Origin of the sequence: Cupriavidus sp. UYPR2.512 (assembly GCF_000379565.1) — a bacterium.
Taxonomy (GTDB): Bacteria; Pseudomonadota; Gammaproteobacteria; order Burkholderiales; family Burkholderiaceae; genus Cupriavidus.
The window spans coordinates 1-10,443 of record NZ_KB902864.1 but is presented as its reverse complement, the minus strand read 5'-3'; the positions used below and the strand labels follow the sequence as shown (position 1 = coordinate 10,443).

Sequence of the window (10,443 nt, the reverse complement as noted above, 5' to 3'; positions counted from 1 at the left end):
GCGGAAATCACCACCGCTGGAACCACCAACGCCGAGCAATTTATAGCCAGCCGCTCAGGCGACGCGTTCTTTGGTTACTTTCTGTCGCTTGGACAGAAAGTGACTCGCCGGCTACGCCGGCGAAACAGCCCACGCCCGCCAAGCACGACAACCAACCGCCCAGGGCCAATCACCCTCCCCGCGTTTCCCATCCCCCCACCCCGACGTAAGCTATATTTACGCCGTTCCCGTCACACCGGCGCGACCAAGGGAGAGCCATCCATGAATTCCGGCCAGTTAATTGAGAAAATCGCAGCCGTCTTCGCGCTGATCGTGCTGATCGGCGGCTCGCTGCTGGTGCTGGCGCCGTTCACCACTGCGCTGCTGTGGGGCGCAATCCTGGCCTTCAGCTCGTGGTACCCCTATACAGTGCTGTCGCGCTGGCTGGGCAACCGGCGCAACCTGGCGGCGCTGATCTGCGTGCTGCTGGCCACCGTGGTGGTGCTGGGTCCCTTCGTCTATGCCGGCGCCAGCTTCTCCGCGCATCTGGACGACCTGTCCGCGCTGGTCGACCGCTATATGGAACACGGCATCCCGCAACTGCCCGCCTGGCTGAGCAGCTTGCCCTATGTCGGCACCTACCTGCAAAGCTCCTGGGACAGCGTCATCAATGCCGATTCCGAGATGATCGCCAACCTGCGCAAGCTGATCGCCCCGGTGGGCCACGTGCTGCTCGGCGCCGGACTGTCGATCGGCGCCGGGCTGGGCCAGCTGGCGCTGTCGATCATACTTGCGTTCTTCTTCTATACCGGCGGCGAGTTCGCCATTGCCTGGCTGCGCGCGGGCATGCGCCGCATCGCCGGCGAGCGCGCCGACCATCTGCTGGAACTGGCCGGCAGCACCGTCAAGGGCGTGGTTTACGGCGTGCTGGGCACGGCCTTCATCCAGGCGGTGCTGGCCGGCATCGGCCTGTGGATCGCGGGCGTGCCGGGCGCGGCCATCCTGGGCTTCGTGACCTTCTTCCTGTCGGTGATCCCGGTCGGCCCGCCGCTGGTGTGGCTGCCGGCCGCGCTGTGGCTGTACCACACCGGCGCCACCGGCTGGGCCATCTTCCTGGTGATATGGGGCGTGGGCGTGGTCAGCATGGCTGACAACATCGTCAAGCCGCTGCTGATCAGCAAGGGCACCGGCATGCCGCTGATCTGGATCATGCTGGGCGTGCTCGGCGGTGCGCTGGCGTTCGGCTTCCTCGGCGTGTTCATCGGCCCGACGCTGCTGGCAGTGGCCTATGCGCTGCTGCGCGACTGGACCATCGGCTCGCAGGCAGAAGTAAAGCATGACCTGCAGCAGGGCGAGGCGCTGGCGGCCGCGCCGCCGGCGCCGGCCGTGGTCGACAACCCCGATGTCCCGCCGGCCACGACCGGCAAGCACCCCGGCTGATGGCAGGGCACGACGCGCCCGGCGCGCCCGCCACCCCCGAGCTCTCGCCTGCCGCGCTGCACCGGCTGGTGGCGTGCGAATACTGTGACGCGGTCTACGAACGCACGCCGATCGCGCCTGGCGAACGTGCGCTGTGCCTGCGCTGCGGCGGCGAGCTCTACCGCGAAAGCCGCCGCCAGTATCAACGGCTGCTGCCGCTGGTCATCACCGCGCTGATCCTGTTCCTGGTCTCCAACGCCTACCCGATCGTCGAGATGGACTTGCAGGGGGTCCGCACCCAGACCACGCTGCTGGGCGCCGTGCAGGCCCTGTACACCGACAAGATGGGACTGGTGGCGGCACTGGTGTTCGCCACCACCATCCTGTTCCCGCTGTCTGAAATGCTGATGATGGCCTACCTGCTGGTGCCGATGGCGCAGCACCGCATGCCCGCCGGCTTCGACCGCATCGTGCGCGGCATCCGCCAGACCCGGCCCTGGGGCATGATCGAAGTCTTCATGATCGGGGTGCTGGTCACGCTGGTGAAGCTGTCCAGCATGGCGCGCGTGCTGCCCGGCGTCGCGCTATGGTCGTTCGCGGCGCTGGTGATCGTGCTGGCAGCAATGCTGTCGTTCGATCCGCGCGACCTGTGGCGCCACCTGGAAACGCCCGATGACAACGCCGCGGCTGCGGGCGAGGAAGGCCGATGACAGGCCAGCCGCAACGGCCGACGCAGCGCCCCCGCCAGCCAGGCGGCCGCCTGGCCCGCCCGCGCCAGCTGGCGCGCGAGGTGGTGGCCGAACTCACCGACGACGACGAGCGCAACCCGCTGCCGCAGGTCCCGACCGCCAGCCGGCTGGGCCTGCTGTCGTGCCACGCCTGCGACCTGGTCAGCCCGCGCGCACTGGAGGGCGAGCCCTGCCCGCGCTGCGGCGCCACCCTGCACCATCGCAAGCCCGACAGCCTGGCGCGCACCTGGGCCTTCCTGCTCGCCGCCTTTATCCTCTATATTCCGGCCAACGTGCTGCCGGTGATGGTGACGCAGTCCATCCTCGGCACGCAGCAGGACACCATCCTGTCCGGCGTGATCTATCTGTGGCTGTCCGGCTCGCACATGCTGGCCGGACTGGTGCTGGTCGCCAGCATCATCGTGCCGCTGCTGAAGATGGTGATCCTCACCTTCCTGCTGCTGTCCGTGCATTTCCGCTCGACCTGGCGGATCCGGCAGCAGACCCGGCTGTACGGACTGGTAGAGGTGATCGGCCGCTGGTCGATGCTCGATATTTTCGTGGTGGCGCTGCTGGCCTCGCTGGTGCGGGCCGGGGCGCTGGCCACCATCATTCCCGGCGGCGGCGCCATGGCCTTTGGCGCGGTCGTGGTCATGACCATGCTGGCCTCGCTCAGCTTCGATCCGCGCCTGCTGTGGGACTCGCTGGAAGATGACAATGCCCGACAATGACAACCAAGCCACCACGCCCGCGGGTTCGCCCCCGCCGGCACCGCCGGGCCTGCCGCGGCCCGAACGCCGGCGCCGCGCGCGCTGGCTGCCTTCGCTGGTCTGGCTGATCCCGATCGTGGCCGCGGTGGTCGGCATCTCGCTGCTGGTGCATACGCTGACCTCGCGCGGGCCGGAAATCACCGTCACCTTCCGCACGGCCGAGGGCCTGACGCCCGGCAAGACAGCGGTGCGCTACAAGGACGTCGACATCGGGCTGGTCAAGTCGGTGCGGCTGGCGCGCGACCGCTCGCACGTGGTGGCGTCGATCGACCTGACCAAGGACGCCGAGAACTTCGCCGTGGCCGACACCCGCTTCTGGGTAGTGCGCCCGCGCTTTGCGGCCAGCGGCGTGTCCGGGCTGGAGACATTGCTTTCCGGGGCCTATATCGGGGTGGATGCGGGCAAGTCGAATGAATCCGCGCGCGACTTCAAGGGGCTGGAAGTGCCGCCGGTGGTGACCACCGATGCCTCCGGCAAGCAGTTTGTGCTGCGCGCCTCCGAGCTGGGCTCGCTCGATATCGGCTCGCCGGTCTACTACCGGCGCGTGCTGGTGGGCCAGGTGGTGGCATACCAGCTTGATCCCAACGGGCGCGACCTCACGCTGCGCGTGTTCGTCAACAAACCCTATGACAAGCTGGTCACCGCCGACACGCGCTTCTGGCATGCCAGCGGCGTCGACCTGAAGCTCGATGCCGGCGGGCTCAAGCTGTCGACGCAGTCGCTGGTGACGGTGCTGCTGGGCGGTGTCGCCTTCCAGGCGCCGGACCACACCACGGCCACCGACGCCGCGGCCGAGAACACGCAGTTCCTGCTGGCCAGCGACCAGGCCGAGGCGATGAAGGAGCCGGAAGAACTGGCGCCCACGCTGGCGGTGCTCAACTTCGACCAGTCCGTGCGCGGGCTGTCGCCGGGCGCGCAGGTGGACTTCCGCGGCGTGATCGTGGGCCAGGTGCGTTCGATCGGCATCGAGTACCAGCGCGACAAGAAAGCGTTCCGCATGCCCGTGGTGGTAGAGCTGTACCCGTCGCGCATGGGCTTCCGCGAACGTGATGTCGAAGACCGCGAGCGCGCGCGCAAGATCATCCAGGGCCTGCTGCAGCGTGGCATGCGCGCGCAGCTGCGCACCGGCAACCTGCTCACCGGCCAGCTGTACGTGGCGCTCGACTTCTTCCCGAAGGCGGCACCGGCCAAGGTCGACCTGGACGCACCGATCCCGGAATTCGCCACCACCCCGGGCACCTTCGACCAGCTGCAGGCGCAGGTGGGCGACATCGTCAACCGCATCGACAAGGTGCCGTTCGACCAGATCGGCCAGGACCTGCGCACCACGGTGGCTAGCCTGAACAAGACGCTGGCAACCGCCGACAAGCTGGTGCAGCAGCTCAACGGCGACGTTGCGCCGCAGGTGCTGGCCGCGCTGCAGGACGCGCGCAAGACCCTGACCGCGGCCAACGGCACGCTGGCCTCGGACGCGCCGCTGCAGCAGGACACGCGCCGCATGCTGCAGGAACTGACGCGCACCGCCACGTCGCTGCGCACGCTGACCGATTACCTCGAACGCCACCCTGAAGCGCTGCTGCGCGGCAAGCCGGAGCAAGAATGATGAAGCGCCTTTCTATCACCAGCCTCCTCGCCGGCGCGCTGGCCGCGGCCGTGCTGGCCGGGTGCGCCTCGCCCGAGCCGCGCTACTACACGCTGGCGCAGGGCGCGGTCGCGCCGCTGCCGGCCACGACGACGCCGGCATCGACCAACACGCTATGGCTGGAAGTCGCGCCGGTGCGCGTGCCGGAGCGGCTCAACCGCCCGCAACTGGTGGTGCGCGATGGCGGCGACGCCGGCCTGCGCCTGCTGGACCTGGCGCGCTGGTCCGCGCCGCTGCCCGACGAGCTGCGCGACGCGCTGTCGCAACGCCTGCAGGCCACGCTGGGCGCGGTCGACACCTACCAGCAGGGGATGCCGGACGTGCAGCCGCTGTACCGGATCACCACCGAAGTGCTGCGCCTGGATGCCGACGTGGGCCAGCGGGCCGGCGCCACCATCAACTGGACCGTGCGGCGGCTGCCGGACGGCAAGGTGGTCAGCGGCCGCACCCAGGCAGAGCTGCCGGCGCCCGGCGCGGTCGATGGCGTCGTGGCGGCGTACCGTGAGATCGTCGCCAGCACGGCGGCCGATATCGCGGCCGGGGTGCAGTCGCTGCGGCCCTAGGGCCTATGAACAGGCCCTAGTCGTCGCCCCACGCCGCCGTGTCGCGCTCGCGGCGGGCGGCGGCTTCGGCGGCACGCCGGTGAATCGCCTCGGCCATCGCCGCCAGGCACTCGGCCGCCCCACCCTGCACCAGCTTCGCCGAACACGCCAGCATCAGGTTCTTGCCCAGCCCGAAATCCTCCACCACGAAGCCACGCGCATCCAGCGGCGCGCCATCCTCGTCGGTGGCCACGGTGACGCGCTCGCGCAGCGTGCCCGCATCCGCGCTGTAGGCCCAGACCGGCTTCTGCAGCGCCACCGCAAAGCCCACCTCGAACGCCGTGCCGGAATCCGGCTCGCCCGGTCCGCGGAAATCGTCGAGGTTGGCCATCACCATGTCGGCGCGCCGCAGCAGCGCAAGATTGGCGTCATAGATCCAGCGCGCGGTGTTGGCGCCCGACAGGCCATCGGGCGCGGATTTGTCGAGTGGATACAGGCCGCTGAAGCCGTGCGCTGCGCACAGCGCCTTGAGGTGCTCGCCCCAGGCGCGCGCATCCTTGCGAAAGACGTCGAAGCCAGCCAGGTAGATGGTTTTCATGGCACATGAAGTAGGGCAACAGGGATCAGGATCGCAGCATAACCCGCCGCCCGCGCGCGCGATACCACCGGCCGGCACGAACATCGCACAACTTGCGCGCGCACGATTTGCCTGCCCCTGCGCATGGGGGGCCCTTGCGCTACCATTGCCCGTCCCCTCCTTGCATCCCGCATCCCATGTCCGCTCCCCAGATCCTCCAGGTCGGCCCGCTCGCGCCGCAGACCAATGCCACCCTGCAGCAACAATACGGCGCCGCCGCGCTGTGGCGGCACGCCGATCCGATCGCGTGGGCGCGCAGCGAGGGCCAGCAGGTGCGCGTGGTGGTGACCTCGGCGCGCCACGGCTGCAGCGCGGCGCTGATCGATGCGCTGCCGCGCCTGGAAGCCATCGTCAGCTTCGGCGTGGGCTATGACGCGATCGCGCTGGACGCGGCCCGCGCGCGCGGCATCCAGGTCAGCAATACCCCCGACGTGCTCAATGACTGCGTCGCCGACCTGGCCTTCGGGCTGCTGCTGGATGCGGCGCGCGGCATCGCCCATGGCGACCGCTTCGTGCGCGCCGGGCGCTGGCCGCAGGGCGGCTTCCCGCTGACCACGCGCGTGTCGGGCAAGAAGCTCGGCATCCTGGGGCTGGGCCGCATCGGCGAGATCGTCGCCCGCCGCGCGCAGGGCTTCGACATGGAGATCGCGTACAACAACCGCCGCCCGCGCGAGGGTGCGCCCTGGCGCTTCGAGCCGGACCTGAAGGCACTGGCGGCGTGGGCCGACTTCCTGGTGGTGGCCACCGTGGGCGGGCCGTCGACGGCCGGGCTGGTGTCGCGCGAGGTCATCGAGGCCCTCGGACCCGGCGGCATCCTGGTCAATGTCTCGCGCGGCAGCGTGATCGACGAGGCGGCACTGGTGGCGGCACTGGCCGAAGGGCGCCTGGGCGGTGCCGGCCTGGACGTGTTCCAGGACGAGCCCAACGTGCCGGCCGCGCTGATGGCGCTGGACAATGTCGTGCTGGCGCCGCACGTGGCCAGCGGCACGCATGAAACGCGCGCCGCCATGACCGCGCTGACGCTGCAGAACCTGGACGCGTTCCTGGCTGACGGCAGGGTGCTGACGCCAGTGCTGTAGACGGCTACCCGCGTGCCTATACTGGATGCACCGGCTCCAGCCCACTCTGCGGGCCGGCGTCAGGAGGCATCATGGCACGCAAGTTTATCGATTGCCGCGAGTTCCCGAGCGACACCCACTGCACGGTGGCAATGAGCGCCGACAGCGAAGACGAACTGCTCGAAGCCGCGGTCCAGCACGCGGTGGCCGTGCACCAGCATCAGGACACCCCTGAGTTGCGCACCCAGTTGAAGTCATTGTTCAAGGAAGGCACGCCGCCGGCCTGAAACCGGCGAGGCTGGCGCCGGGCGGTGCCAGCCCATCCTGCCCAGGGCACATTCGCGGCCACTGATACAGCACTTAAGCCACTTCAAATACCCATGACGGCGGTCATGGCGCATCATTGACGCAGCGCTATATACAGACGTATATTGCGCCTGACAGTCCACCCGCACAGGCCTTGCTCACACGCCGGCTGCCGATTCCCGAGGATTCCGATGTCTGCCTTCCGTTCCTGCCGCCGCGGGTTCTTGCTGGCCGCCTCCGTCGCCACGCTGGCGCTGGCCGCGCCGCCCGCCTTTGCCGCCGACCTGGTCGTGTCCGCAGCATCCAGCCTGACCAATGCCTTCAAGTCGCTGGCCGAGTCGTTCGAGCGCGCCCATCCCGGCACGCACGTGGTGCTGAACTTTGGCGCGTCCGACGTGCTGATGCAGCAGATCATCAAGGGCGCGCCGACCGATGTGTTCGCCTCGGCCGACCAGGAGGCGATGAACAAGGCCGAGGCCGAGAAGGTGATCGCGCTGGCCTCGCGCCGCAACTTCGCCGCCAACCAGGTGGTGCTGATCGTGCCCGCGGACAGCAAGCTGGCCATCGCCTCGCTGCAGGACCTGACGCGCCCGGAAGTGAAGCGCATCGCCTACGGCAACCCGGCCTCGGTGCCGGTGGGCCGCTACACCCGCGGCGCGCTGGAAGCGGCCGGGCTGTGGGACGCAGTGGCCGCCAAGGGCGTGCCGGCGCAGAACGTGCGCCAGAGCCTGGACTATGTCGCGCGCGGCGAGGTCGAGGCCGGCTTCGTCTTTGCCACCGATGCCGCGGTGATGCCGGACAAGGTCAAGGTGGCCGTGCGCGTGCCAAGCCGCACGCCAGTGACCTACCCCATCGCCATCACCAGCCAGACGCGCCAGCAGAAGGAAGCGGCGCAGTTCGTCGACTACGTCGCCTCGCCGCAAGGCCAGGCGATCCTGTCGCGCTTCGGCTTCCAGAAGCCCTGACGGAGCATTGCGCGCACCATGGACGCCGTCTGGGTACCGCTGCTGCTGTCGCTGAAGGTGGCCGGCTGGGCCACCGCGCTGAATGCCGTGCTTGGCGTCGGCGCGGCCTGGGCGCTGGCGCGCTGGCGCTCGCCCCTGCGCGACGTGGTCGATGCGGTGCTGACGCTGCCGCTGGTGCTGCCGCCCACGGTGCTGGGCTACTACCTGCTGGTGCTGGTGGGACGCCGTGGCGTATTCGGCGAGTGGCTGGCGCGCCTGGGCATCGAACTGGTCTTTACCTGGCAGGGCGCGGTGCTGGCCTCCACCATCGTCGCCTTCCCGCTGGTGCTCAAGTCCGCGCGCGCCGCCTTTGAAGGCGTGGACCATCAACTGGAAAATGCCGCCCGCGTGCTGGGCGTGCCCGAAGCCGGCATCTTCTTCCGCGTCACGCTGCCGCTGGCCGCGCGCGGCATCATCGCCGGCGTGCTGCTGGCCTTTGCCCGCGCACTGGGCGAGTTCGGCGCCACGCTGATGATCGCCGGCAACCTGCCCGGGCGCACGCAGACGCTGTCAGTCGCCATCTATGAAGCGGTGCAGGCCGGCGACGACAACACCGCCAACCTGCTGGTGCTGGTGACCTCCGTCACCTGCGTGCTGCTGCTGGTGGCCGCCGGACGCCTGGTGCCGGCCGCCGCGCGCAATCCCGCTGAACTCTATGAACGCCGGCGCCTGCGCCCGCGCATCCGCTGAGCCGAGTCGCCATGAGCATGCACGTCAGCATCCGCAAGCAGATGGTCTCGGCCGACCGCCACTTTGCGCTGGATATCGATTTCGACTCGGCCAGCCGGCGCATTGCGCTGTTCGGGCCCTCGGGCGCAGGCAAGAGCCTGACGCTGCGCGCCATCGCCGGCCTGCTGGCGCCAGACAGCGGCCGCATCGTGCTGAACGGCCGCACGCTGTTCGATGCCGACGCCGGTATCGACGTGCGCCCGCAAGAGCGCCGCGTGGCCTACCTGTTCCAGGAATACGCGCTGTTCCCGCACCTGACCGTGGGCCAGAACATCGGCTTCGGCCTGTCGCGCGGCTGGCGCAATCCGCGCCGCGGCGCCGTGCATCCGGAAGCGCAGCGCTGGATCGACGCCTTCGGCCTGGCGGACATCGTCGGCAACTACCCGGCAGAGATCTCCGGTGGCCAGAAGCAGCGCGTGGCACTGGCGCGCGCGCTGGTGGCGCAGCCCGACATCGTCTTGCTGGATGAACCCTTCTCCGCGCTGGACCCCGCGCTGCGCGCGCGCATGCGCGCGGAATTGCGCACGCTGCAGGCCAGCCTGGATGTGCCGATGCTAGTGATCTCGCACGACCCCGCCGACGTCGAGGCACTGGGCGAGCACGTGCTGGAAATCCGCGAGGGCCGCATCTTCGGCAGCGGCACCAGCCGCCGCCATCCGCCGGTCTACGCGCCGGTGTCGGCGCGCGTGGCCTGAGCCGAGCGCAGCAGGTCGATGTAGGCGCCTTCAATCAGGTTCGACGCGGCAATGCCCAGCCGCGCCAGCAATGCGTGTGCTTCGGCCACGCCGTCCTCCAGGCGCTCGTCGTCGGCCAGCACCACTTCCAGTTCCAGGAAATCGCCCAACGCCTCGACCCGGTCCAGGTGCACGCGCGTGCGGCCGGCCAGGTACAGCGTGCGCAGCTTGCGCACCCGCCCGCCCTCGCCATGCGCCGCGGCCAGCGCGGCGCGCAAGGTATCCGGCGATTGCGTCGGCGACAGGATGTAGAAGCTCTCCTTGGGCCCCGCCTCGTCGGCACGCGCATAGAAGATCAGCTCGCCGCGCTCGGGGGCGAACTCGCGCAGCTTGAGCCGGCCGTTGGCGCAGGGGAAGAAGGTATCGTCCTGGCGGATATACTCGGGACCGCTGTCGGCCAGCGCTGCCGCATGCGGCAGCACGGCTTCGATACTTTGACATCCTCCTCCCCCTCTCGCTGGTGCTCGCCGGCCGAAGGCCGGAAAGTGGGAGGATTCCTACCGCGCTACGTGATGCTCTACGTAGTCGCTTCGGCGGGTTCCTGCTTCACTGAGTGGCCTGACCGCGCCATCTCTCCACAGGCTATCCGGGCATCGTCCTGCCCTTCCAACAGTTGCAATCCTCGTGTGAGGATGTTTATGGCGCCGACCACGTCGGCGTGGGCTTCGTAGCCACATGCGACACAGGCGAACTTCGCCTGTGTCGTACGGTTCTCTGCGCTCANACATCCGCAGGCCGGACACGTCCGGCTCGTGTTCGCAGGCGGCACTGCCACCAACCAGCCGCCATTCCACGCCACTTTGTACTCCAACTGACGGCGGAACTCGAACCAGCCTTGATCGAGTATGGCCTTGTTCAGGCCCGACTTGGCCTTCACGTTCTTCCCCGGCGCTTC

13 protein-coding genes are annotated in these 10,443 nt (G+C 69.1%); 10 read left to right on the top strand and 3 right to left on the bottom strand.

What is annotated here, in order from left to right; genetic code table 11:
* Window positions 1-261: 261 nt before the first annotated feature.
* Genes A3A5_RS0105910 through A3A5_RS0105890 form a run of 5 tightly spaced genes read left to right on the top strand, consistent with a single transcriptional unit; the run spans window position 262 to window position 5,101 of the window.
* On the top strand, window positions 262-1,419 hold the full coding sequence (locus A3A5_RS0105910; protein WP_018309687.1) for an AI-2E family transporter: 1,158 nt from the start codon (window positions 262-264) through the stop codon (window positions 1,417-1,419).
* Entirely contained in the window at window positions 1,419-2,108 is a 690-nt protein-coding gene (locus tag A3A5_RS0105905; RefSeq protein ID WP_018309686.1) for a paraquat-inducible protein A, read from the top strand. Before A3A5_RS0105910 ends, A3A5_RS0105905 begins: the two co-directional genes overlap by 1 nt.
* Complete coding sequence (locus A3A5_RS0105900; protein ID WP_018309685.1) at window positions 2,105-2,857, top strand: paraquat-inducible protein A; 753 nt, start codon at window positions 2,105-2,107, stop codon at window positions 2,855-2,857. Before A3A5_RS0105905 ends, A3A5_RS0105900 begins: the two co-directional genes overlap by 4 nt.
* Window positions 2,844-4,499 carry an intermembrane transport protein PqiB gene (locus tag A3A5_RS0105895; protein ID WP_018309684.1) on the top strand — a complete coding sequence of 552 codons (1,656 nt, stop codon included), beginning with the start codon at window positions 2,844-2,846 and terminating at the stop codon, window positions 4,497-4,499. Before A3A5_RS0105900 ends, A3A5_RS0105895 begins: the two co-directional genes overlap by 14 nt.
* On the top strand, window positions 4,496-5,101 hold the full coding sequence (locus A3A5_RS0105890; protein ID WP_026200497.1) for a membrane integrity-associated transporter subunit PqiC: 606 nt from the start codon (window positions 4,496-4,498) through the stop codon (window positions 5,099-5,101). The genes A3A5_RS0105895 and A3A5_RS0105890 overlap by 4 nt, the downstream gene beginning before the upstream one ends.
* A gap of 16 nt (window positions 5,102-5,117) precedes the next feature.
* Here the strand turns inward: A3A5_RS0105890 and A3A5_RS0105885 are convergent, their stop codons facing one another.
* Window positions 5,118-5,678 (bottom strand): nucleoside 2-deoxyribosyltransferase, encoded by a 561-nt coding sequence (locus A3A5_RS0105885; protein WP_018309682.1) that lies wholly within the window; start codon window positions 5,676-5,678, stop codon window positions 5,118-5,120.
* A gap of 176 nt (window positions 5,679-5,854) precedes the next feature.
* Here A3A5_RS0105885 and A3A5_RS0105880 point away from each other — a divergent pair, with 176 nt between their 5' ends.
* The 5 genes from A3A5_RS0105880 (at window position 5,855) to A3A5_RS0105860 (ending at window position 9,509) form a co-directional block, all read left to right on the top strand.
* Complete coding sequence (locus tag A3A5_RS0105880; protein ID WP_018309681.1) at window positions 5,855-6,796, top strand: 2-hydroxyacid dehydrogenase; 942 nt, start codon at window positions 5,855-5,857, stop codon at window positions 6,794-6,796.
* A 71-nt stretch (window positions 6,797-6,867) separates the two neighbouring features.
* Window positions 6,868-7,062 (top strand): DUF1059 domain-containing protein, encoded by a 195-nt coding sequence (locus A3A5_RS0105875; RefSeq protein WP_018309680.1) that lies wholly within the window; start codon window positions 6,868-6,870, stop codon window positions 7,060-7,062.
* A gap of 210 nt (window positions 7,063-7,272) precedes the next feature.
* Entirely contained in the window at window positions 7,273-8,046 is a 774-nt protein-coding gene (modA, locus tag A3A5_RS0105870; protein ID WP_018309679.1) for a molybdate ABC transporter substrate-binding protein, read from the top strand.
* 18 nt (window positions 8,047-8,064) lie between these two features.
* Entirely contained in the window at window positions 8,065-8,775 is a 711-nt protein-coding gene (gene modB / locus A3A5_RS0105865; protein WP_018309678.1) for a molybdate ABC transporter permease subunit, read from the top strand.
* Between the two features lie 11 nt (window positions 8,776-8,786).
* Complete coding sequence (locus tag A3A5_RS0105860; RefSeq protein ID WP_018309677.1) at window positions 8,787-9,509, top strand: ATP-binding cassette domain-containing protein; 723 nt, start codon at window positions 8,787-8,789, stop codon at window positions 9,507-9,509.
* On the opposite strand, the gene A3A5_RS37735 is transcribed toward A3A5_RS0105860, so the two are convergent.
* Window positions 9,479-9,970, bottom strand: coding sequence for a CYTH domain-containing protein (locus tag A3A5_RS37735; RefSeq protein ID WP_018309676.1), 492 nt, complete (start codon window positions 9,968-9,970; stop codon window positions 9,479-9,481). The two genes, A3A5_RS0105860 and A3A5_RS37735, sit on opposite strands and share 31 nt — an antisense overlap.
* Window positions 9,971-10,065: 95 nt before the next feature.
* Window positions 10,066-10,443, bottom strand: a 378-nt coding sequence (locus A3A5_RS37730) for an RNA-guided endonuclease TnpB family protein (protein ID WP_018309675.1), incomplete at its 5' end; no start/stop codon positions are given.

What these genes read in the sequence shown, in the direction of transcription:
- A3A5_RS0105895 (WP_018309684.1), top strand. Translation starts at nt 2,844, where the DNA reads ATGCCCGACAATGACAACCAAGCCACCACGCCCGCGGGTTCGCCCCCG.
- A3A5_RS0105905 (WP_018309686.1), top strand. Translation starts at nt 1,419, where the DNA reads ATGGCAGGGCACGACGCGCCCGGCGCGCCCGCCACCCCCGAGCTCTCG.
- modA (WP_018309679.1), top strand. Translation starts at nt 7,273, where the DNA reads ATGTCTGCCTTCCGTTCCTGCCGCCGCGGGTTCTTGCTGGCCGCCTCC.
- A3A5_RS0105875 (WP_018309680.1), top strand. Translation starts at nt 6,868, where the DNA reads ATGGCACGCAAGTTTATCGATTGCCGCGAGTTCCCGAGCGACACCCAC.
- A3A5_RS0105885 (WP_018309682.1), bottom strand. Translation starts at nt 5,678, where the DNA reads ATGAAAACCATCTACCTGGCTGGCTTCGACGTCTTTCGCAAGGATGCG.
- A3A5_RS0105880 (WP_018309681.1), top strand. Translation starts at nt 5,855, where the DNA reads ATGTCCGCTCCCCAGATCCTCCAGGTCGGCCCGCTCGCGCCGCAGACC.
- modB (WP_018309678.1), top strand. Translation starts at nt 8,065, where the DNA reads ATGGACGCCGTCTGGGTACCGCTGCTGCTGTCGCTGAAGGTGGCCGGC.
- A3A5_RS0105860 (WP_018309677.1), top strand. Translation starts at nt 8,787, where the DNA reads ATGAGCATGCACGTCAGCATCCGCAAGCAGATGGTCTCGGCCGACCGC.
- A3A5_RS0105900 (WP_018309685.1), top strand. Translation starts at nt 2,105, where the DNA reads ATGACAGGCCAGCCGCAACGGCCGACGCAGCGCCCCCGCCAGCCAGGC.
- A3A5_RS0105890 (WP_026200497.1), top strand. Translation starts at nt 4,496, where the DNA reads ATGATGAAGCGCCTTTCTATCACCAGCCTCCTCGCCGGCGCGCTGGCC.
- A3A5_RS0105910 (WP_018309687.1), top strand. Translation starts at nt 262, where the DNA reads ATGAATTCCGGCCAGTTAATTGAGAAAATCGCAGCCGTCTTCGCGCTG.